Source organism: Pseudomonas inefficax, from assembly GCF_032164165.1.
Lineage (GTDB): Bacteria > Pseudomonadota > Gammaproteobacteria > Pseudomonadales > Pseudomonadaceae > Aquipseudomonas > Aquipseudomonas inefficax.
The window spans coordinates 5,076,698-5,098,912 of the sequence record NZ_CP134401.1; the positions used below are offsets into that span (position 1 = coordinate 5,076,698).

General features: G+C 58.2%; 23 protein-coding genes. 17 read left to right on the forward strand and 6 right to left on the reverse strand.

Features of this window, described 5'->3' with window-relative positions; genetic code table 11:
• Positions 1–67 precede the first annotated feature (67 nt).
• Both RIN61_RS22890 and RIN61_RS22895 read left to right on the forward strand, forming a co-directional pair.
• Positions 68–1,372 (forward strand): CitMHS family transporter, encoded by a 1,305-nt coding sequence (locus RIN61_RS22890; RefSeq protein WP_112253831.1) that lies wholly within the window; start codon positions 68–70, stop codon positions 1,370–1,372.
• 58 nt (positions 1,373–1,430) lie between these two features.
• Positions 1,431–2,684: an OprD family porin gene (locus tag RIN61_RS22895; protein ID WP_215521389.1), complete on the forward strand. Its 1,254-nt coding sequence runs from the start codon at positions 1,431–1,433 to the stop codon at positions 2,682–2,684.
• A gap of 48 nt (positions 2,685–2,732) precedes the next feature.
• Here the strand turns inward: RIN61_RS22895 and RIN61_RS22900 are convergent, their stop codons facing one another.
• The 3 genes from RIN61_RS22900 to RIN61_RS22910 all read right to left on the reverse strand — a co-directional run bounded on the left by RIN61_RS22900 (position 2,733) and on the right by RIN61_RS22910 (position 6,429).
• Positions 2,733–3,632: a DMT family transporter gene (locus tag RIN61_RS22900; protein ID WP_215521390.1), complete on the reverse strand. Its 900-nt coding sequence runs from the start codon at positions 3,630–3,632 to the stop codon at positions 2,733–2,735.
• A 23-nt stretch (positions 3,633–3,655) separates the two neighbouring features.
• Entirely contained in the window at positions 3,656–5,167 is a 1,512-nt protein-coding gene (locus tag RIN61_RS22905; protein ID WP_313854292.1) for a GGDEF domain-containing protein, read from the reverse strand.
• Between the two features lie 161 nt (positions 5,168–5,328).
• Positions 5,329–6,429, reverse strand: a complete 1,101-nt coding sequence (locus RIN61_RS22910) for an SDR family oxidoreductase (RefSeq protein ID WP_313854294.1) — start codon at positions 6,427–6,429, stop codon at positions 5,329–5,331.
• A 73-nt stretch (positions 6,430–6,502) separates the two neighbouring features.
• Between RIN61_RS22910 and RIN61_RS22915 the strand changes: the two genes are divergently transcribed.
• From RIN61_RS22915 to RIN61_RS22965, 11 genes are all read left to right on the forward strand, one after another.
• Positions 6,503–6,889 carry a MerR family transcriptional regulator gene (locus RIN61_RS22915; RefSeq protein ID WP_252379307.1) on the forward strand — a complete coding sequence of 129 codons (387 nt, stop codon included), beginning with the start codon at positions 6,503–6,505 and terminating at the stop codon, positions 6,887–6,889.
• Positions 6,890–6,981: 92 nt separating this feature from the next.
• Positions 6,982–7,506, forward strand: coding sequence for an RNA polymerase sigma factor (locus tag RIN61_RS22920; protein WP_112253825.1), 525 nt, complete (start codon positions 6,982–6,984; stop codon positions 7,504–7,506).
• Complete coding sequence (locus tag RIN61_RS22925; RefSeq protein ID WP_112253824.1) at positions 7,503–8,339, forward strand: FecR family protein; 837 nt, start codon at positions 7,503–7,505, stop codon at positions 8,337–8,339. Before RIN61_RS22920 ends, RIN61_RS22925 begins: the two co-directional genes overlap by 4 nt.
• A gap of 77 nt (positions 8,340–8,416) precedes the next feature.
• A complete protein-coding gene (locus tag RIN61_RS22930) occupies positions 8,417–10,855 on the forward strand; it encodes a TonB-dependent receptor (protein WP_313854298.1) in 2,439 nt (812 codons plus the stop codon).
• 273 nt (positions 10,856–11,128) lie between these two features.
• Positions 11,129–11,674: a GNAT family N-acetyltransferase gene (locus tag RIN61_RS22935; RefSeq protein ID WP_313854301.1), complete on the forward strand. Its 546-nt coding sequence runs from the start codon at positions 11,129–11,131 to the stop codon at positions 11,672–11,674.
• A gap of 184 nt (positions 11,675–11,858) precedes the next feature.
• Complete coding sequence (locus tag RIN61_RS22940) at positions 11,859–12,344, forward strand: DUF2165 domain-containing protein (protein ID WP_207878019.1); 486 nt, start codon at positions 11,859–11,861, stop codon at positions 12,342–12,344.
• Between the two features lie 174 nt (positions 12,345–12,518).
• Positions 12,519–13,037, forward strand: a complete 519-nt coding sequence (locus tag RIN61_RS22945) for a GNAT family N-acetyltransferase (RefSeq protein ID WP_112253820.1) — start codon at positions 12,519–12,521, stop codon at positions 13,035–13,037.
• Between the two features lie 398 nt (positions 13,038–13,435).
• Positions 13,436–14,341 carry a LysR family transcriptional regulator gene (locus tag RIN61_RS22950; RefSeq protein ID WP_112253819.1) on the forward strand — a complete coding sequence of 302 codons (906 nt, stop codon included), beginning with the start codon at positions 13,436–13,438 and terminating at the stop codon, positions 14,339–14,341.
• Between the two features lie 146 nt (positions 14,342–14,487).
• A complete protein-coding gene (locus RIN61_RS22955; protein WP_112253818.1) occupies positions 14,488–14,904 on the forward strand; it encodes a nuclear transport factor 2 family protein in 417 nt (138 codons plus the stop codon).
• Between the two features lie 132 nt (positions 14,905–15,036).
• Positions 15,037–15,798 (forward strand): SDR family NAD(P)-dependent oxidoreductase, encoded by a 762-nt coding sequence (locus RIN61_RS22960; protein WP_207878017.1) that lies wholly within the window; start codon positions 15,037–15,039, stop codon positions 15,796–15,798.
• Positions 15,799–15,877: 79 nt separating this feature from the next.
• The gene (locus RIN61_RS22965; RefSeq protein ID WP_112253816.1) at positions 15,878–16,435 is read left to right on the forward strand and encodes a flavin reductase family protein; all 558 of its coding nucleotides are present in this window, start codon (positions 15,878–15,880) and stop codon (positions 16,433–16,435) included.
• A gap of 17 nt (positions 16,436–16,452) precedes the next feature.
• Here the strand turns inward: RIN61_RS22965 and RIN61_RS22970 are convergent, their stop codons facing one another.
• From RIN61_RS22970 to RIN61_RS22980, 3 genes are all read right to left on the reverse strand, one after another.
• The gene (locus RIN61_RS22970; protein WP_112253815.1) at positions 16,453–17,352 is read right to left on the reverse strand and encodes an AraC family transcriptional regulator; all 900 of its coding nucleotides are present in this window, start codon (positions 17,350–17,352) and stop codon (positions 16,453–16,455) included.
• A gap of 208 nt (positions 17,353–17,560) precedes the next feature.
• Positions 17,561–17,815 carry an Atu4866 domain-containing protein gene (locus RIN61_RS22975; RefSeq protein ID WP_112253814.1) on the reverse strand — a complete coding sequence of 85 codons (255 nt, stop codon included), beginning with the start codon at positions 17,813–17,815 and terminating at the stop codon, positions 17,561–17,563.
• Between the two features lie 28 nt (positions 17,816–17,843).
• The gene (locus RIN61_RS22980; RefSeq protein WP_112253813.1) at positions 17,844–18,581 is read right to left on the reverse strand and encodes an SDR family oxidoreductase; all 738 of its coding nucleotides are present in this window, start codon (positions 18,579–18,581) and stop codon (positions 17,844–17,846) included.
• 297 nt (positions 18,582–18,878) lie between these two features.
• Between RIN61_RS22980 and RIN61_RS22985 the strand changes: the two genes are divergently transcribed.
• From RIN61_RS22985 to RIN61_RS23000, 4 genes are all read left to right on the forward strand, one after another.
• Positions 18,879–19,310, forward strand: a complete 432-nt coding sequence (locus RIN61_RS22985; protein WP_112253812.1) for a DoxX family protein — start codon at positions 18,879–18,881, stop codon at positions 19,308–19,310.
• Between the two features lie 59 nt (positions 19,311–19,369).
• Positions 19,370–20,293 (forward strand): NADP-dependent oxidoreductase, encoded by a 924-nt coding sequence (locus tag RIN61_RS22990; protein WP_112253811.1) that lies wholly within the window; start codon positions 19,370–19,372, stop codon positions 20,291–20,293.
• A gap of 364 nt (positions 20,294–20,657) precedes the next feature.
• Positions 20,658–21,059, forward strand: coding sequence for a phage infection protein (locus tag RIN61_RS22995; protein WP_370290623.1), 402 nt, complete (start codon positions 20,658–20,660; stop codon positions 21,057–21,059).
• A gap of 135 nt (positions 21,060–21,194) precedes the next feature.
• A complete protein-coding gene (locus RIN61_RS23000) occupies positions 21,195–22,103 on the forward strand; it encodes an AraC family transcriptional regulator (RefSeq protein ID WP_112253790.1) in 909 nt (302 codons plus the stop codon).
• Positions 22,104–22,215: the final 112 nt, after the last annotated feature.

The following is a 22,215-nucleotide window of genomic DNA, read 5'->3' on the forward strand; positions in this document are numbered from 1 at the left end:
CCGAGTGGGGTAGGGGGCCGTCTGCCTTGCCGATGGCCGCAATAGAATAAAAACAAGAGAAAAGACCATGCTCGCACTCCTGGGCCTGATCATGGTGGTGACCTTCACCTACCTGATCATGAGCAAACGCTTGTCGCCAATCGTTGCGCTCACTGTGGTACCCATCGTCTTCGCAGTGATCGGCGGCTTCGCCCCCGAACTGGGCAAGATGATGCTCGATGGCCTGAAAATGGTGGCGCCCTCGGCGGCCTTGTTGCTGTTCGCCATCCTGTTCTTCGGCCTGATGATCGATGCCGGCCTGTTCGACCCGCTGATCCGCAAGATCCTCAAGCGCGTCAATGGCGACCCAGTCAAGATCGCCATCGGTACGGCGCTGCTGTCGCTGCTGGTGGCACTCGACGGTGACGGCACCACTACCTATATGATTACCTGCGCGGCCATGCTGCCGCTGTACAAGCGCATTGGCATGAACCCGATGATCCTGGCCACGGTGTCCATGCTGTCGTTGAGCATCATGAGTGGCATGAGCCCTTGGGGTGGGCCGGCCACCCGGGCCATCGCCGCGCTTGGGCTGGATGCCACCGAGTATTTCATCCCGATGCTGCCGACCGTGATCGGCGGTGCCGCCTGGGTGGTATTCACCGCCTACCTGCTGGGCCGTGCCGAGCGCCGCCGCATCGGCAACATCGCCCTGGAGTCGGGTGGCGGCAACTGCTACATCAAGGAAATCCTCGGCGACAACCCGCATAAGCGCCCACGCCTGGCGTACGTGAACCTGGTGTTGGTGATTGCCGTCATGGTGGCGCTGGTGATGGGCGTCATGCACTCCGCATTGTTGTTCATGATCGGTTTCGTGCTGGCGCTGATGATCAACTACCCGCAGCTGGACCTGCAGAAAGAGCGCATCCTCGCCCATTCGGGCAACGCCATGACCGTGGTACTGCTGGTATTCGCCGCAGGCATCTTCGCCGGGATCTTCTCCGGTACCAAGATGGTCGATGCGCTGGCGCAGACGCTGGTCGACTGGATCCCGGAGGCGTGGAGCCACTGGTTCCCGCTGGTGGTGGCGCTGACCAGCATGCCACTGACCTTCGTACTGTCCAACGACGCTTACTACTTTGGCGTGGTGCCGATCCTTGCCAACGCCGCGGCCGCCTACGGCATCGACCCGGTTGAAATCGCCCGCGCCTCGGTGCTGGGGCAGCCGGTGCACCTGATGAGCCCTCTGGTGGCCTCGACCTTGCTGCTGGTGGGCATGGTTGATCGCGACATCGGCGACTTCCAGAAGGCGACCGTGAAATGGGCGGTGCTGACGTCACTGGTGATCACCGCACTGGCCTTGCTCACGGGTGCGTTGTCCTTCTTCGTCTGACCTGCCTCGGGCGCTGCTGGCGCCCACCTCATCCAAGAACAACAACAGAGTATCGAACATGTCCCGAACTGTTTTCCGTGGGGCCACCTGTGGCCTGCTCTGCGGCTGGCTGCCTGTGGCCGGCGCTGCCGGATTCATCGACGACGGCAAGCTCAAGCTGCAGCTGCGCAACGTTTACTTCAACGAAAACTTCCGCGACGAACAAGGCATGAGCGCCCGCGCTGCTGCAAATGCAAAGAGCGAGCGGGTGGAATGGGCACAGGGTTTCCTGCTCGACTACCAGTCAGGGTTCACTCAAGGCCCGCTGGGTCTGGGGCTGGATGCCCTGGGGCTTGTAGGCGTAAGGCTCGACTCGGGCCGCGGACGCAGCGGTACCGGCTTGCTGCCGGTGCATGACGATGGCCGTGCCGCGGACGAGTTCGCCAGTGCCGGGGTGACGGCCAAGGCGCGACTGGGGCAGACCGTGGTCAAGCATGGCACCTTGCTGCCGAAGACACCGGTGCTGGTCTACAACGATGCGCGTTTATTGCCGCAGACCTACCAGGGCACGCAACTGACCAGTACCGATGTCGATGGCCTGACCCTGACAGCCGGCCACCTGGACCGCTTCAAGCAGCGGGACTCCTCCGACAGCACCGGCCTGTTCCTGGATGGTTACAGTGGCAGCGAGTCTGGCGATTTCAGTTTTGCCGGGGCCGACTATGCCGCCAGCAAGCAACTGCGCTTGAGCTATTTCCACGGCCAGCTCGAACACTTCTATCGTCAGGACTACTTAGGCCTGGTCCACGACCTGCCGTTGGCCGGCGGTGTGTTGACCACCGACTTGCGCTATTTCAAGAGCCGCGACAGCGGGGCCGCTCATGGTGGTCAGATCGATAACGACATGTTCAGTGGGCAGCTGTCCTACGCTCATTCCGGGCACACCTTCGGCGCCGGTTACCAGATTCTCGACGGCGAGGCTGGGTTGCCATACATCAGCGGCGCGACGGTCTACTCGTTCAGCAACGTTGGCATCGGCAAGTTCATCGAGGAGGAAGAGAAAACCTGGATGGCGAGCTATGCCTACAACTTTGCAGCGGCCGGTATCCCCGGGCTGACCTTCATGGCGCGCTACCTGAGCGGTGACAACGGTCGCTCGGCTGATGCCGGGCTGAGCGAGTGGGAGCGTGACGTGGAGCTTGCCTACGTGGTGCAATCCGGGCCTGTGAAAGGTCTGGGTGTGAAGCTTCGCAACTACGTCTACCGCTCTGACTTTTCCCGAGGGCGCGACAGCAACCGGATCTACCTGACCTACGATATTGCGATCTGGTAATGCGGCCATGCGAGCATGCATGCCTCGAGGTGCTTGCTCGCATGCGTTTCATGCTTTGGACGGCTGTGGCGCTTTCTTGCCCAGTCGGATCAGCTCATTGGAGAAGCACAGGCCGAAGAGAATCAGCCCGGCCCCCAGGTACAACGTGTCCCGCGGTACTTCATTGAGCACCACGAACGCCAGCAGTGCGGCAAACAGCGGCTCGGTCAGCTCCAGCGCCTGGACTTGCGAGGGTTTCAGGTACTCGATGGCCCTGGTGGTACAGAAGAAGCCGAGGATAGTCGGCAACGCAGCCAGCGCCAGCAATGCCAGGACCGCTCCCAGCGACAGTTCACCAATGATGAACCCATCGGTTGCAGCCGGCATCAGCAGGTAGAGGCTGCCGAAAAACAAGAGTTGCCGAGTGAAATGCAGCCCCCCGGAAACGCCCATGTGCTTCATGGCAACCGAAAATGCGCCATAACCGCAGCCTCCGATCGAAGCGAGTACTGCACCTTGCAGCGTAAAGCCTTGTTCCAGGTCGGCGCCAAAAATCACGGCAATGCCAGCTATGGTCAAACCGGCGCCTACCGTCGCGTTGGCGGTGATCGGGTCCTTCAGGACTATCCGTCCCAGCAATATCGAAGAAATGGACGCGCTTGCCATCAGGATCACCACGACGCCTGCTGCGGCGTAATGGCTATAAGCCGAGGTTTCAAAGTGGAACAACACAAAAATGCCGAGAAATGCGCAAACGGCGGCATGGAACCACTTGGCCGTACGCAGGGGCCGCTTTAGAAACAGGAGCAATGCTGACAGCAACAGGCAGCCGAGGACTGTTTTTATCAGGGCGATGCTGCTGGAGCTGAACCCACTGTTCATCAACACTTTGCTGAGTACACCGATCGTTGCATTCAGTGCAGCGGCGCAGAGTGCAAAGAGTACGCCTTTGCCGAAATGAGATTGCATTTGTACATTCCTTGTCATTGGCTTTATGCCTTTGCCCGGTCGACATGCAGGCGGTTGCGGCCCGCCTGCTTGGCGATATAGAGCGCCTGATCGGCGCGTTCAATCAGCGATGGCGGGTTGTCGAGGACCGTTCCATCGGCGCAGGCGATGCCGATACTGGCGGTCACATGCCCGAAAGGGCTGCCTTGGTGAGGGATGGCCTGCAAGGCCAGGCGCTCGAGCATCAGCCTGGCAACGACGGCTGCTCCGTCGTTGTCGGTATCGGGCAGGATCACCGCCATTTCCTCACCCCCGTAGCGTGCCAGCAGGTCGCGAGGGCGACGGATGCAGGAAGAGAGCAGGGAAGCGATCTGCTGCAGACAGGCATCGCCAGCCGGGTGCCCATAGGTGTCGTTGTAGCGTTTGAAATGGTCGATGTCGATCATCAGCAAGGCCAGCGTGGTGCCGTTTCGATGGGCCGTGCGCACTTCCTGGGTCAGTGCCTCGTCAAAGCAGCGCCGGTTGGCGAGCCCCGTCAGCGCATCGTGCATCGCCAGGCTTTCGAGCCGTTGGTTACTGTCCAGCAACTGCTGTTGGGTCAGTCGAAGTTCGTTTTCGACTGCGCTTCGCCGGCTCATGGCACGGATCAGCAGCCAGCCAATGGCTCCGATCAATGCCAGCAGCGCAGCGACCACCAGCGACGACAGCAGCGCCTCGAGCCGCCAGGCCGAGAGTGCTTCCTGCTTGCCCAGCGCGACCGTTGTCACCAGGGGTAGCTTGTCGCTCTTGCGAAACGCATAGAGGCGCTCCACGCCGTCCAGGCTGGAGGTAAACGATGCAGTGCCCGCTGACTGGTCGACGAGATACTTGGTGAAGATGGGCGACTTGGAGAAGTTGCGCCCCATGTCCTGTTCCCGAAACGGGTAGCGCACCAGCATGGAACCGTCGGTATAGGCCAGCCCGATGGCCCCCTCATGGCCGACATCCAGTTTGCCGAAAAGCTGCAGGAAGTTCTCCACGCCAAGCGTCATGGCAACGACGCCGGCAAACTCGCCGTGGTCATCGTTGAATCGCCGGCTGATGGTGATCACCCATTCCTGGTTGACGCGGCTACGGATTGGCAGCCCGATGAAGGGGTCGCGGGATGGGTCGTCACGGTGATGTATGAAAAAGGCCCGGTCGCTGCTGTTGGCCCCATCGGGCATCGGACGGTTGGACGACATCAGCCAGCGTCCATCCCTGGCGTAGATCGTGATGCCGCTCATCGGCGGCATCAACGGTTGCTGACGCTTGACCAGCTGACTCAGGCGTTCGATCTGTGCAGGCCCGGCGCCTTCGGTTTCCAGGCGCTCGACAAGGCCGAGCAGCAGCATCGAACTCTGCCGGACGATACCTTCCGAATAGGTGGACAATGCCTGGGTCAGGTTCAGGCCATGGACATTGACGTCTTCCAGGGCGCGCTCTCGCGAAGCCATGACCTTCCACAGCGTCAACGAGGCGAGTGAGCAACCGATGACCGATAGCAGTAGCACAACGAGGTGGATGTCACGCTTCACGTCAATTCACACGCCTTTTTCCCTTAAAGACCAAGTTGAGCGTCGACACGCTTTGACTAACTGGAAGGTCAGGAAGTAACTATCTGGTTCACGTGCAATAATATAACAGCTAAATTGCTGGAATGTCCGACAGAATTACGCGCTCTGGAAAATCTCGTCTCTTATCTTCCGGCAGGGTTTTCAGAAGTTTGAACATGACGATTGGGCAAGTAACCTTGGACGTGGCGCACGGTCTTTTCCAGGGTTCGCACCATATCGGGATGTGCCAGTTGATACTTTCGTTCCAGTTGCTGGCTGTCACTCATGTCAAAGCGCTGCGTCTGGATGAAGTTCAATGACTCGGCGCTGATCGAGAGTCGGGTGGCCAGCCCGGGAATCGCCAGTAGCCACTTGAGCAGCCCTATGGGTACATGGTGCCGGGGTGCCTTGATATCCAGCGTTGTTGCCAACTGCCCGAGCATTCCCTGCAGGTTCGGGGTGTTCTCGTAGAGCGCCAGTACTTGCCGGTTGGCCATCGAAGGGTCGAATGCCACGCAGGTCATCATCTTTACCAGGTAATCGACGCTGACCAAGGGCAACCAGTGCCTGGCGGAACCAGGGATAGCCTTGAACCGGCCCAGTGCCAGATTGCGAATGAGGTCGGCCAGAGGCTGCCCTTCAGGGATGTGCCCGCTCTCGCTGTGGCCACACACCGTAGCAGGATGAACGATCGTGTAATCCGCACCTACCTCCTGCATGTAACGGATGACTGCGAAATGGGACTCCAGCTTGCTGCCTTCGTAGCCACCTACGCGGCCGTAGACTTCGGGCCAATCGGTGTTCTCAGGGCACTCGTTATCAACCCCGATGCTCGCCAGGTGGGCAAGATTCTGCACCATGTAACCGCCCACCATCAGCAAGCGGATATCCTGGCTCGCCGCGAGCCTGGCGACTCTCAGCGCCCCTTGTACATTGACTGCGCGGGCCTGCTCCATTGTCAGGCCCCAGGTAAACTGCGCCGCGAGGTGGAAGAATACAGCGGCCGAAGACACGCATTGCTTGTCTGCTTCGCTGAGTCCAAGTTCTTCCCGGCTGATATCTCCTTCGACTGCATGGATATATGCAGGGTTACCTCCCAGTCGGCCTACCTGCTCTTTGAGGCGCTCGATGTTTTCAGGGTTGCGCATGAGCACCCAGGTCTTGTGCCCTGTCGCAGTAAGACGGGCCAATAGATGTTGACCCACAAACCCACTGCCGCCTGTGACGAAGCATTCCACGCTCATATCTGAATCCTTGTCTGGATGATGGGCGCAGGCTAAAGTGTCGAGCGTACTCTACAGTCAAGGAATTTTTACTGTGAATGTTGGAGAGTTGGAGCGCAGGAGTGGAGTTGGCCGCCATACATTGCGCTATTACGAGCAACTCGGGCTGATCGTGGCCCATCGCCAAGCCAACAACTACCGCAGCTACAGCGACCAGACCGTGGTTGACCTGGCCTTTATCCAGAGTGCCCAGAGCGGCGGTTTTTCACTCGCCGAGATCGGCGACATCCTTGCGGCCAAGCGGGGTAATACGATCGATTGCGCGCAAGGTGCGGCCTTGGTGACTAGCAAGATGGCCGAAATTCAAGCGAAGATCACCACGCTGCAAGCCGCCTATGCCTTGTTGGACACAGAGCGTGCGAAGCTGGAGGAAAGTGCCATTGCCAACGGGCTGACCATTACTCGCTTTCCCGAGATTTAGCATGGCTCGACGCTGTAGCTTGTTTATTCGCAATTATTTCTCATTTACACTTGTGTCTTGTTTCGGGGCCTACCTCTCATTCAGGATGCATCGTGTCGTTCGATCCCGCCAAACCGACGCTGCTGTCTACATTGGTACGTCACTATGACGAGCTGGTGGACCACATTCGCCGACGCTTCGGCGACAGAAGCATGGCGCGCGATGTAGTGCACGACGTGTGCGTGCAGTTGCTTGAGCGCGGCGAGAAAGAAGACGTTCGCACCCCACTGGCCCTGCTGCGAAAAATCTCCCACGACGCCGCCGTGAGTCGCTATCGTAGCGATCGCCGCCGAGGCGCGTGGGTAGAGGCAATCTCCGAGCTGCCTGAAGTGGCCTGCCCGGCAGCCACCCCGATGACCAGGTATGACACCGCGCGCGAGTTTCAACTGCTCGTCGACGCTATCGCAGGCCTCCCACCTCGCTGCCAGGCTGTTTTCGTCATGCACAAGATTCACGAAATCCCCCAGGCAGAAGTAGCCGCTCGCCTCGGTATTTCCATCAAGACTGTGGAAAAGCACCTGCGCCTGGGGTTGGCAGCGTGCAGGCAACGGCTTGGGCGCGATGAGGTGCATCCATGACCAAGCAGCCCGAACAGGCGCCATTGGACGAGGCTCTGGGGCGCCATCGTGACGAACTCAAGCAGCTGTTCCCCATGCCGCCGTCCAGGCCAGCGCCTTCGAAAGCGGTAAAGACCGCCGGTATCACGCTAGCGGTCGCGATCGCCTTTGCAGCCCTGGCCTGGCTGAACCCTGCCTACAAGAGCGAGCGTTTCGCTACCGCCATTGGCGAGCGGCGCGCTGTGCTGTTGAGCGATGGCAGCAAGCTGCTGCTCGACAGTGGCACGCATGTCGATATCAGTTGGCGTCTGCTCAGCCGCGAAGTCGATCTGCGCGCAGGGCAGGCCCTTTTCGATGTATCCGCGGCCGTGTACCGCCCCTTCGTGGTGTCCGCTGGCCTGGCGAAAGTCGAGGTGCTCGGTACGCTGTTCAATGTCAGGCGCCTGGATAACGACGCGGTGCGTGTGACCCTGGCCCGTGGGCGCGTGGACGTCGCCGTGGCTACTGCAGCACAAGCGCCTGTCACACTCAAGCCAGGGCAACAGGTCGACTCGATTGGCGGGCAACTGATGCCGGTTGCGAAGGCCGACGCTTCCAAGGCGATGGCATGGAAAGATGATCGCATCGTGTTCGAGCAGACGCCGCTGGATGAAGCGGTGTCGTTGCTGCGCCATTATCGCAAGGCTCCCATCGAGCTAAGCGACCCAGGCCTGGCCGCGCTCAAGGTGACAGGGGTATTCGAGGCGCACAATGTCGACCTGCTACTGGGCTTGCTACCGAGCATCCTGCCCGTCGCCGTGCTGCAACAAGGGGATGGCAGCGTCCGGATTCAACGCAAACCGATAACAAAATAATTCTCAGGCGCAGGTAGGGTTTCTCGATTCTCGTGGCGGCTACTGAAAAAGCCCACCTATAAAAAGGAACTCGAGAAGTGCTCTTTCCCCTCCGCAGTCGCCAGCTACGCCTGTCATTGCTTGCCAGTAGCCTGCTCATCGCAATGTCGGCCCAGGGCCGGGAAAAGGTGAACGTGGATCTCCCCGCCGCACCGTTGGGCGAGGCCATCAACGCGCTTGCACAGCAGTCTTCGGTACAGATCATTTTTGCCAGCGATCTCGGTGCAGGCCGAAACGCACCTGCGCTGAAGGGGCGGTTCACACCCGAGGAAGCACTTCAAACGCTGCTCAAGGACAGTGGCTTGCAGGTACAGGCCAAGGATGAGCGCACGTTCGTCATCGTCGCGCAGGGTGCCCCTGCATCAAGCCCGGAAATCCAGAGCGGGCCCGTGGAAATGGCGCAGATGGAAATCACCGCCTCGCGCACCAGCAGCAGCCTGGTTTCCGCAACGCGGCAATCCACCGTTCTCGAGCATGAACAACTGCAGGAACTGCGCCAGGGTTCGGAGAGCCTGGCCACGGTACTGGCCAAGGCGATTCCCGGCATGTCTGACTCCAGCCGTACCGTCACCGAGTATGGCCAGACCCTGCGCGGGCGCAGCATGCTGGTCATGGTTGACGGGGTGCCGCTCAATACCAACCGCGACTCTTCGCGCAACCTGGCCAACATCGACCCGGCACTGATCGAACGGGTCGAAGTCATTCGTGGCAGCAGCGCCATCTACGGCAGCGGCGCCACGGGGGGCATCATATCCATCACCACACGGCCTGCAGGTGGCGAAAACCGTGCCGAAACCAGCCTGAGCGCCACCTCGCCACTTACCCGCCTGGGCAGCGATGGCCTGGGTGGCCAGTTCCAGCAATATTTCGCAGGCTCTCAGGGCGCGGTGGACTATTCGTTCGACTTCGGTACCCGCCACATCGGTGCCTCGTACGATGCGCACGGCGACCGGATCGCCCCGGAGCCCAGCCAAGGCGACCTGTTCGATTCGAACATCTACAACATTGGCGGCAAGCTGGGGCTGCACATCGACGAAGACCAGCGAATCCAGCTCGCAGTCAGCCACTACGACGCCCGCCAGGACACCGACTACGCAACCGACCCAAGCGTCGCCAGGCTCCCCGCAGGCTCCGTGCCGGCCAATGCGATCAAAGGGCTGGATCTCGACGAACAGAACCGCATTCGCAACACGCTGGTGAACCTGGAGTACGAGAATCTCGACATTCTCGGAAGCCGGCTTTCTGCCCAGATGTACTACCGGGACTACTTCACCCGTTTTACCCCGTTCGACGCCCGGGCCGTTGCCACCCGCGGCGGCAACGTCGACCAGATCATGCAGAACAGTGAGGTCTTCGGCAGCCGCCTGACCCTGCGCACGCCACTTGGCGAAAGCGGCAGTACCGAGCTGGTGTGGGGGGGCGACTATAACCAGGAGCGCAGCGACATGCCGCTCGATGTCTTCGACCCTGCGGCTTATGACGGCAGTGGCGGCCTGGTATTCGACAAGATCGGCAAGCTCACCTACATGCCCCCGCTGAGGACGCGAAGCGCCGGTGCGTTCGCCCAGCTACAGCATCGCTTCGATGAGCATTGGTCTGTCGACGGCGGCCTGCGCTACGAGTACTCCACCGCCGAATTCGATGACTTCATCCCGTTGTCCGAATCCGCGGCTGCCTCCCCGGTTGCGGTGAAGGGTGGCGACATTCATTACGATGCGGTGCTGTCGAACCTGGGCATCGTCTACTCACCGGTACTCGGCCAGGAAATCTACGCCTCCTTCAGCCAGGGCTTCCAACTGCCTGACGTGGGTATTCAGTTGCGCAATGCGCGCCGTGGTTTCGACATCGACGCATCGAACCTGGAACCGGTCAAAACCAACAACTATGAGCTTGGCTGGCGAGGAGAGCTGAGTAGCAACACCCTCGGCACCCTGGCGCTGTTCTACACCACCTCCAAACTGGGTGACGTGCAAAGTTTCAACAATGGCCTGATTCTGACCCGCACCAAGGAGCGTATCTACGGTGCCGAAGCCAGTGCCGATTGGCTGTCGGATGATGCGGTGTGGGGCGCAGGGGGTAGTGCGACCTGGATGCGCGGGCGAGAAAAACCGGACGGCAAAGGTTGGCAGGACATGACCGGCTATCGCGTCCCGCCCCTGAAGCTGACCGCCTACGTTCAGTACAAGCCGACCCTGGATTGGAGCAACCGCTTGCAAGCCACGTTCTTCGATAGCAAGGACTACAGGCTCGATGGGGTGGACAGCTTTGGTCGGCATCAGGTGAGTACCTATACGACAGTGGACCTGGTCAGCCAGTACCAGATTTCCGCTGACGACAAGGTAAGCGTCGGCATTCAGAACCTGTTCAACCGCGACTACTACCCGCTCTACAGCCAATTGCTGCGCAATAACAACAACACCAGCCACTTGCCGGCACCCGGCACTGTGTTGACTGCCAGCTATACGCACAATTGGTAAGGTGGTGAGCAATCACCGGGCCGGTATCGGGCCCGGTGGCCATTTACATGTTCCACTTCACCAGGCATGAGGAAGGTGGGACGGAGTCCATACTGTGTAGATAGCGATCAGCACCAATGCTGTTGAACTGGGGACAGGGTCCAGACAGTTTGTGTTGCTTATGTACAGGTCAAGCCTTCGGGCTACTCGCTGAAAGCGGCAGTTGATCGTTGCATGCCTGGTGGCATGGCAGGTGCAGTAGCTGTGTTGAATACCCCTTTGAGGTCTGATCACATGGGTCCCGTCAGCGTGCTACCCGAGCCCCTCGTTCGCAAGCCCGTCAGCGCTGATGCCGCTGCCATTGCCACCCTTCACATCCGCAGTTGGCAGAGCGCCTATGAAGGGCTGTTGTCGAGCCGTTACCTGAGCGCTCTGGACAGCAGTGTGGAACGCCGTGTGGGATTCCTGAGCCAGGCAATCGAATCTGGCAATCCTTCCATTCGCGTAGCCGAATTGAATGGGCAGGTGGTTGGCTGGGTTTCCTTCGGCCCTAGCCGCGATGTTGACGCTGCCCAGTGCACTGCCGAACTGATGGCGATCTACCTGGACCCGGTTTTCTGGGCGCGGGGTATAGGTACGGCGCTGTGGGCAGAGGCCCTGCAGGCGATAAGGAGCAACGGGTATCAGCAGGTCTGCGCATGGGTACTCGATGGCAACGAGCGCGCCACACGCTTTTACCTCAAGCACGGTTTCACTGCGCAGGCTGCAAGCCAGCGCGTCGTTGAAGAGGACAGTGAACCACTTGCGATAACCCGCTTTGGCTTGATGCTCGAACCATGACGAGGCTTGTCGCTTTGCGTGCTCCAGGCCAAATGTCACGAACAAATGGCGAAGCCAAGGAGAGCGCACATGAACTTGCTCATTACCACGCCAGCCCGGTATTTACCTCAAGTTAAGTCAAGGTTTTAGAGTGTCGTCCGGACTCTCCCGCTACTTCCGGAAACGAACTCGCAAAGGACCAGGAATGGACGCTTCGACTTCACTGCTGATTTTCCAGATAACCTGCTGCATTGGCTTGAGCCTGTGGCTGAGCATCAGCCTGATCAACAACCTTCATGCCTTCGCCAGCTCGGCCGGGGCGATCGGGGCGACCATGTCGATGGCGCCGCTGGCCCAACCTCCCGCAATCAGCTTCCCTCTGCTGGGGCGAGCGATGACCTCTCCCTCCCTCCATCGCCTGGCCTTGGCGATCATCGTGCTGATACAGGCAGCTGCCGTGCTCACTGCCTGGGTCGGGTGCTATGAACTGGTGCTTGGCGCCGGCCTGGAAGCTTCGCTGCCCTGGCTGAACCTGGCCTTGAGCGCGGCGCTCGGGTTCCTGCTCGCCATGTTGCTGGGCGGGATATGGTTCGGCTACTGGATCCGTCAGGAGGGGTTGCAACTGACCCATCTGCTGCTGATGGTCTGGATCCTGCTGCACTTCGTCGTACTCAATGTCCGGTGGAGTTGATGGGCGATGGACACTTGCAGGATGCCAGGAAGGAGCAACAGCTGAAGACGATGAGCGTAGGGTCAGCGTTGATAGGACTGCTTTCTAGCCGAAGCAGACATCTGCTGTAGCCGCGGTCGAGCCGTAGCTGGCATGCTTGTCTGATCGCTAGCGGGAAGACGCAGGGAGTCTACGATGGAACGGTCTTGCATCACTTATTACCTGGAAATGACCTCGGCTTCCGAGTTGAAGGAAAAGCCACAGCGTCACGACCTCCAGATCATCGAATGTGAAGTGCCTCAGGCGGAATTCAATCGGTTTCTCTACAAGCTGGTAGGAACGCCCTGGGAGTGGGGCGATCTTGATAGCTGGAGTAGTTCCCAATGGCAGGCGCTGGTTGAACAGGAGTGCCACCGTACCTGGGTTGCCTATCACCGTGGTGCGATAGCCGGCTATTACGAGCTTTATCGCCCTGACGGCCGTAACTGCGAAATCCGCTACTTTGGCTTGGCGCCTCAGTTTCTGGGGTGTGGATTCGGCGGAGCGCTATTGAGCCACGCTGTTCGATCTGCGTGGGAATGGCATGGTACAGAGCGGGTATGGGTACACACCTGCACATTTGACCATCCTGCCGCACTGCAAAATTATCAGGCGCGTGGATTGCGTATTTTCAAGCAGGAGGAGGCGGAGCCAAGCCAATCATCGCTGGGTTGAAGCTGCTGGCCGCGAAAGGCAGCCATGGGCGTTAGCAGCCATTCGCGACTGACCGCTAACGACCCATAGCCGACGTTGCGTCTTACAGCGGACTTTGTGGGAGCGGGTTCACCCGCGAACACCGGCACAGCCGGTGCCATCCACCGCGGCGCCTGCTTCGCGGGTAAACCCGCTCCCACAGAGTGTGTGTCGCACTCACGAAGCCGGTTATTCTCAAGTGTCCGCTTCGGGTCGGTTGCAGCCATTCGCGAACGGCTGCCTTCGACCCATAGCTGCCGCTCATGGCCTCAGTAGAACGACAGGCGCTTCAACCATCATCGGCCGAGGATCGACTCACCTGTCGACATAGTGACGCGTCCCAAATAGCATGCCTCAATCCAATATGCCGAGCTGGTAAAATGATCTCAGACCCCGGTACACCAACTCTAGACCAGCTGAAAGTTCTCTTGACGGTCGTAGAAGTGGGAAGCTTCGCTGGCGCTGCAAGGAAATTGCATCGTGCAACGTCAGTAGTGAGCTATGCCATTTCCAATCTGGAGGTGCAGCTCGGCGTATCACTTTTTGACCGCAAGACGACACGTAAACCACAGCTGACAGAGGCTGGCCGTACAGTATTGGCCGAAGCACGAACCATCATCAACGGGGTCAACGGGCTGCGATCGAAGGTGTCTGGACTGCTGCATGGTCTCGAAGCAGAGGTGCATCTTGTTCTGGATGTAATGCTGCCAGCGGAGCGGGTCGTCGACGCGCTTAGTACTTTTAGGCAGGTGTTCCCAACCGTGGCTTTGCATCTACACATGGAAGCGCTCGGGGCGGTCACGCAACTAGTACTTGAGAAAAAAGCCGGCATTGGGATCAGTGGGCCCCTGGATACGGGGAGGGATGGCCTTGAGCGTGTCGGCGTAGGCAGTGTTGAGTTAGTACCCGTTGCAGCCCCGGCCCACCCACTCGCCCTCGCCGGCCGCAACGAGCCTGGGGCGGCAAGAAATCACGTCCAATTGGTGTTGTCAGATCGCTCAACGCTTACCGGGGACAGAGATTTTGCCGTAGTAAGCCCCCGCACCTGGCGGCTTGCGGACTTAGGCGCAAAACATATGCTACTTAAGGAAGGCATTGGCTGGGGCAACATGCCCTTACCTATGGTCCAAGCGGACCTCAATTCGGGACATCTTATCCATCTCGACCTGCCCGATTGCAAAGGCGGCTCTTACGCGTTTGACGCTATTTACCTTACTGATTCGCCGCCTGGGCCGGCTGGTCTATGGCTCATCCAACGCTTCGGTCAGCAAGCCGAAGCTCTCTAGACTTGTCGAATAAGTCGAATAAAACATTCGATATTCTTCTGGTTTTTAGCCAGGTAGCCCCCTGTTAGGCTGTGCTCATAGACCAGACCTGCGCTTCGGTGCCTGGCCTCAATGGTCACAATTTTCCGGTACCACGAGGTGAACCTATGTATTCGGCAGCCGAGCTTCTCAAACACCATTTCGAAACGTTTGTTGATAACCATGAAAAATGGAAATCCCTAATCGCCCCAGACATCGTCTGGGAGCTGCCCTTCGCCCCGAGTCTCGGTCACCCGGAAAAGCTGGTCGGCCGCGAGCAAGTGCTCAATCACGTCGCCTGGTTTGTCGGAGCGGTTGAATCGTTTCGATTCCACGATATACGTATTCAGCAATTCGCTGATTCACTGTCCGCCGTCGCGCAAGTCAAGGCGCAGGGGATCATCACTGAGACGGGTAAAACCTACTCACAAGAATATGTCCTTTTCGTTAGCGTTTCTGAGGGAAAGCTGACGCATATTCGTGAGTACTTCGATCCTGTCCAGGCATCTTACGCCTTGGACTCCCCCGTTGTGATGCCGGGCTAGCGCCCCTGCCTAGTACACGAAAGAAGCAAAACTCCGACAGGCAAAGCAAGGTCGCCAAGGAGTCGGATGTCAAAAAGAGAGAGATTGGGACCGTCGAAAGCGACAACCAATTCCTGACTTGGAGACATCAAAATGACTGACTTCATCCCAACCCCAAATGAAGTGGCAGGCAAAGTGGTGCTGGTAACCGGCGCGGCTAGCGGCATCGGGAAGGCCATCGCCGAGCTCCTTCACAGCCGTGGAGCGAAAGTCATCGCCGAGGATATCGACCCGAAAGTCAACGCCCTTGAGCGTCCCGGCCTGGTTCCTTTCATCGCCGATATCACCGTTGACGGTTCTGCCGAGCAAGCGGTGGCGTTGGCGGTAGAGAAGTTTGGCAAGCTGGACGTCTTGGTCAATAACGCCGGTCGCATCCTATACAAGCCCCTCGTCGAAATGACCCGTGAAGATTGGGAATGGCAGATGCAAACCAACGTTACGGGGGCCTTTCTTCATTCCCGAGAGGCGATGAAGGAGATGATGAAGAACAAGAGCGGCGCGATCGTGAACATCGCCTCGTACGCGTCCTACTTCGCATTTCCCGGTATCGCGGCCTATACCGCGTCCAAAGGCGCCTTGGCACAGTTGACTCGTACCCAGGCGCTGGAAGCGATTGAGCATGGCATTCGGGTCAATGCCATTGGCGTGGGAGATGTGGTTACCAACCTGTTGAACCACTTCATGGAAGACGGTCGTGGGTTCCTACAAGAGCATGGCAAGTCCGCGCCGATCGGTCGAGCTGCAGCACCGGAAGAGATCGCCGAGATTGTCTCTTTCCTGGCTTCCGAGCGCGCTAGCTTCATTGTCGGTTCGGTGGTCATGGCCGATGGCGGCATGAGCGTCCCGGTAGGTTAATCCTTCGCGTTGTCCGCGTTGTGCTGCATTGGCAGCACAACGCGTTTTCTTGCTAGCAGACCTTTTCAGCGGAGGCGTTATGACCGCACCTCGAAAATCCGACTTTCCCCTCATCGACGTTCGCCAGCATCTGGAAACCGGGCCCATCGTCCTCGTGACCTCAGCCTGGAAGGGCGAGAGCAACATCATGACCATGGGATGGCACATGATGATGCAGTTCGATCCAGCCCTTTTTGGCTGCTACATCTGGTCGGGGAACCACAGCTACGAACTGATCCGCAACAGCCAGGGATGTGTGATTAACGTACCCACCCTGGAGCTGGCGGACCAGGTAGTCGCGGTGGGCAACAGTACGGGCAGTGACGTAGACAAGTTTGGTGAATTCGGACTTACCGCGACAGCGGCGACGCGGGTTGCAGCGCCGCTGATAGCCGAATGTTATGCCAGCTTCGAATGCCAGCTGTACGACTCGAAGCTGATTGGCGATTACGGCTTGTTCATTTGGGAAGTCGTCAAAGCGCACGTAGATCGCTCCGTGAAGCAGCCCAGAACGCTGCACTACAGGGGAGGCGGTCAATTCATGGTGGCTGGGGAAACCTTGGATTTTCGCCAGCAATTTCGTCCGCAGAACCTCTGACTGGCGTAGCCCACTCACTATTTACGGTATTGAGTGGGCGTGACGCCAACCTCACGTTTGAACACCTGCGAAAAATGGCTTGGGCTGCTGTATCCGACCTCCAAGCCTATATCGATTACGTTCCGATCCGTTTCGACCAGGAGCTGCCGGGCTCTTGCCATCCTCAGTCTGATAAAGAACTGCGACGGTGAATAACCAGCGGCTTTTTTGAACAGCCGGCTGAAGTGGTACTCGCTCATCCCAGCTATTTCGGCCAAGTGCCCGAGATTGAAATCCTCAGCCAGATTCGCCTCCATCGCCGACAGCACGCGGCGCAGCTTGTAAGCAGGCAATGCGTTGCGGCGCACGATATCGTCCGCTGAGCTGTCTAGGTAGCTGCGGGCTAGGTGAATGGCGATGCACTGGGCCAGGCCCTGCAGATAAAGAGGACTAGCCCTGTGCCCCGTCAGCTCCAGGCGAACTTGCTCCAGTAGAACGGACAACCCATCGTCACGCCCGCCTGAGACTTCACGTAGTCGAACCGCTTCCACAGACCCGCCCAAGACCTCATGGATGGCTTTTTCCAAAAGCGGGATGCCGAGGTAGATATGCATGACTTCAAATGGTTCTACACCGTCTACGTTCCAGCGCATCTCGTAAGGCCGTGCCGAAGTAGTCAAGAAGAAATCACCTTTGGACACTTGGCTACATTGCCAGTCGCCGTCAAGCTCACGCTCCTGAACGGCAGCATTCCCGGAGATGATCCACACGAGCAAGGGCTCAGCTACGGCGGGCACGATAAAGCTCTCTTCTTTACGCTCCCGGTTAAAGATCTGCACCAACATATCCCTGTCGGCCAGGACGTCCGAGGCGGCAAGCCGCTCACCCCGAATGTAAGCCTCCAAACCATGGGCTGAAGTCCGCTCTATGACATCCATGGGAATCGTCGCCTCAGTCAGTACGCCTGCTCAAACGAGCCACCTCGGACATTGGTCTCACAGGGTGGACTTGAAGTTCAAGCCTAGGCTTTCAATGGTGAAGGCCCATCGCGGACCCGTTTGGGGATGTAAAGAACCCGCTCTGGATGCGTGTTCTGAAAGGTAAAGGTCGAAAAAAAGCCGGAATGTCTCCATTCCGGCCGGGCCTTCAACGCTCGGGATATAGAATCATCCCTGCGTGATACAGCACGTTGCTACGAAACTCCCCGTCGGCAGTAAATCCGCTGTCATCCACATACTCGATGTGATCACCCTCTAGCCAGTATCGACCTTGGTACGCGCTTTGTTGCCCTCCGCGGGCTTCGTCATAGCGGCCGCCAGGCAAGAGCTCATGGCGAATGCGTCCGTCAGCCGTCACCCACATGCCAACGTATTTGTCCTGATCTCCAGATGGTTCACCCATGGCATTTTCCTCGCTGTCGACCCGACATTCAGAATGGACTTGCGGTTGGACGCACGATGAGTTCGCTGACATCGACATCCGCAGGCTGTTCTACGGCGTAGGCGATCGCCCGGGCAATCGCCGAGGCAGGAATCGCGATTTTGCGAAACTCGCGCATCTCGGCCCGCCCGCCCTCATCGGAAATGCTGTCGGCCAGTTCGGACTCGGTGACGCCTGGGGCGATGACGGTGACCCGGATGTCACCCCCCACCTCTTGGCGCAAACCTTCGGAAATGGCTCGTACGGCATATTTGGTAGCGCAGTACACAGCAGCGGTCGGGCTCACCGCGTAGGCTCCGATCGAGGCAATATTGATGATCTGACCGGCGCGCTGTTCTTGCATGAGCGGCAGCGTTGCGGCAATGCCGTGCAGGACCCCGCGAATGTTCACATCGATCATCCGATTCCACTCATCTACCTTGAGCGCTTCGAGTTTCGAAAGCGGCATGACGCCGGCATTGTTGATCAGCACGTCGACGCGTCCGTGCAGTTCGACAGCGAAGTCTATAAAGGACTGCATGTCATCCAGGTTGGTGACATCCAGCGCCAGGACATCAGCGATACCGCCTGCTGAACGAATCTCCTTGGCCAGAGTTCCCAGGCGATCGGTGCGGCGGGCGCCCAGGACCACGCGAGCGCCTTTGCTGGCTAGCAGGCGGGCTGTTGCTTCGCCGATACCACTGCTGGCGCCGGTTATCACGATGACTTTTTGTTCGATGCCGTGCATTTTTTCGTACTCCTGTTTCTGGCTTGAGGGGCCACCGCCGACAGGCAGGTGGTGAAGCAAGAGTAAGAAGCCTGAGTTGGGCTGGGTTATCCCATTCCTATGGCCAACATGCACGATCCTGCGTTAGTGGTCGGGGTTGGAGGTCATCGCGTTATCAGTGGGCAAAAGGGAAGATACTTTTCAATTTAATCGAACATAAACCAAGAAATTAACCGGCTATTCAGTTATGTGAGGCTGTTCCAAACTTACTCCTACCAGCGTTCCATTCCGGAATGCGTACATTAAGGAACGTATGCCATGCCTCACGCCACCACCGTTTCAAGCTCAGCCTCTCATCCTTCGGCTGCGACAGCTGGTGCCGCCGCACTAGTAGGTCGCGTTTTTCTGAGCGCGATCTTCATCCTCTCCGGCATATCCAAGGTAAACGCGCCGGCCATGATGATCGGCTACATCAGTTCAGTGGGTCTGCCGTTTCCTTCCTTAGCGCTGACGCTTGCCATTCTTGTGGAAATAGCCGGCGGTGTAGCTCTAGTCGCCGGCTATAAGACCCGTGTTGTCGCAGCAGGTTTGGCGCTTTTCAGTGTCCTCACCGCGGTGATCTTCCACAGTGCTCTGGCCGATCAAAATCAATTCATTCACTTCTTCAAGAACATCGCGATGGCCGGCGGTTTGCTGCAGATCGTGGCCTACGGCGCAGGCCGCTTCAGCTTGGATTCGCGTCGCCATTAACTGACGCGCGCTGTCAACCATCGACTTAGATAAACCATTACCTACAGACGGGGAAGTTCATGAAAGCTATACAAGTGGCAGAGTACGGTCAGGTTGAGCGGCTTGAACTGATAGAGCTTGAAGAGCTGGTGCCCAACGATGATCAGGTTCTGATTGACGTTGCTGGGAGCGGAATCAATCCGATCGACTGGAAAATTCTCTCGGGGGCCATGAAGCAGTTCATCCCAATGTCCTTCCCCTATACGCCGGGTGTCGAGGTTGCTGGCACCATTGCAGCTGTTGGAAAGAATATTCATGAATACGCTGTGGGTGATGAGGTGTTCGGATTCATTGGAATAGTCGGTGGTTACGCCACTCAGGCTCTTGCAACGCCCGATAGGCTTGCGCACAAACCCGATGGGCTATCACTTCTTCACGCCGGTGGAATTCCTGCCGCAGCGCTTACTGCTTGGCAGGCGCTGCACGAACACGCCGAAATCAAGCCAGGCCAGACTGTTTTGATTCACGGTGCCGCAGGAGGGGTGGGTAGTTTCGCGGTCCAGTTAGCACGGCTGGCCGGCGCTCATGTAGTGGCAACGGGCTCGGCCAGAAACCGAGACTACCTCCGATCACTCGGCGCCCATCAGTTCATTGATTACACCGCACAACAGTTCGAGAACCTCGTCAGCAATGTCGATATGGTGATTGATCTGATCGGCGGAGAAACTCAGGATCGGTCCTGGACGGTGATCAAGCGCGGTGGGGCGTTAGTCTCGCCTGTCAGCACACCCAACGCGCAGAAAGCTCTTGAGTACGGCGTAGTCGGCAAAAACTTCGCAACCCGGTCGGATGGGCGCCAGTTAGCGGTTATAGCGAAATTGTTTGCTGAGAAGAAGCTACACGCCGAGGTTGAGGTCGTTCCGCTTTCCAACGCGGCTGAGGCTTTGATGCTAAGCCGTGGAGGACATACTCGCGGCAAACTGGTGTTCGATGTGAATCGGTGATTAACCTCGAAGGCCCTGCGCTCGAGTAAATCTGCCAGAAGGCGGCCCTGTGCAGAAATATGCAAAAGCCTCGCAGGAACCAAATAACGGCCTGCTTATCGCCGCCGTAATCTAAGCCCAAGCAGAAAGCGAGCCCGCTACTGCCGCCGGCCATCAGAGCGACCGAGCCTGCAAAAAACAGGAATCCACGTCACGCTTTGCACTGACAACCGGCAACGAATCCATCGCAAATTACGGAGTCGCTGTCATGAAAACTGTACATACCATGATGATTGGAATCGCCTTGTCTGCTCTCAGCGCAGGTTCGATGGCACTGCCAGCCAAAGAAATTGGTGGTTGGACCGATCGGACCTGCAAAGAAGTGATGGCTCCCCTTGTGGCGGAGGGTGGTGCGGGTCGCCTTAATGACCGCCGTGTGGCTGAAGGTGGTGCGGATCGCCTTAATGACCGCCGTGTGGCTGAGGGTGGTGCTGATCGGCTGAATGACTGCCGTGTGGCTGAAGGTGGTGGGGATCGTCTCAATGACCGCCGCGTGGCCGAGGGTGGCGGGGATCGTCTCAATGACCGCCGCGTGGCCGAGGGTGGTGGGGATCGTCTCAATGACCGCCGCGTGTCCGAGGATGGTTCGGATCGCCTGAATGACCGCCGTGTGGCTGAGGATGGTTCGGATCGCCTGAATGATCGCCGTGTGGCTGAAGATGGTGCGGAACCTCTTAATGCCCGTAGAGTGGCTAAATTCGATACAGATTGCGTCACCTATGCCTGACGTATATAGCCCATCCTACCGAGAGCCCGGCCTGCCGGGCTCTTGCATTTGAAGGGTGTCCATTAGCATCTATCCAAAAGGCTGCGGACCAATTTATTCTCTGCAATAGAACAAGCCTAACGGGAGGTAATGGCAATGGATGATAGGGACGAAGAGCTGACGCGTCTGAGAGCCGAGCTAGCATCAACCATGCATCGTTATGCTCCCACCTACGGCGTGTTTGAGACGGGGATTGCTCCGCTGCATTTCATACGCAGTGATGCTCCAACCGATGTGATCCACACTGTACATAAGCCGGGGCTATGTATCGTTGTGCAGGGCCGTAAACAGGTGCAGCTGTGGGAAGAAAGCTACGTCTACGACCCTTTGAACTATCTGGTCGTCTCGGTAACCCTACCTCTCGCGGGTCAAGTGACAGAGGCATCCTCAGAAAAGCCCTATTTCTGCATCCGCCTGGATATTGACCCGGCAGAAATAGCTCAGCTAATTGCAGACGTCAGTCCTATCGGCGTTCCGAGCCAACAGCCCCACCGAGGGCTATATCTGGATAAGATCGATAGCTCCTTGCTCGATGCAATGCTGCGATTGGTACGTCTGTTGGATGTGCCATCGGATATACCTGCGTTGGCGCCGCTAGCACTCAGAGAAATTTTCTACCGGCTGCTGAAAGGCCAGCAGGGTCAGCGTTTACATGAGATAGCCATAACCGATAGCCAGACCCATCGCGTTACTCGGGCCATTGAGTGGCTGAACAACAATTATGCAGAGCCGTTGCACATTGATGAGCTAGCGAGCTATGTCAATCTGAGTAACTCGACGCTTCACCATCGATTCAAGGCTGTCACCGCAATGAGTCCTTTGCAGTATCAAAAACAACTTCGCCTGCAGCATGCACGCAGGTTGATGATCTCAGAGGGTCTGGATGTTTCTACAGCCGGATTCAAGGTGGGCTATGAAAGTCCCTCACAGTTCAGCCGTGAATACAGCCGGATGTTTGGGGCCCCACCGAGCCGAGATATCGCGAAGCTTCGGTCTTTCGGGTAAGGTGCTGCTGAGGGCTCGGCTAAAACAACCCTGATGGCAGACGCCGAGCAGAAGGTGCTGCGGCAACTTATCGGCTGCTATGGGTCGGTTAGCGACGGTCTACCCTCGACCG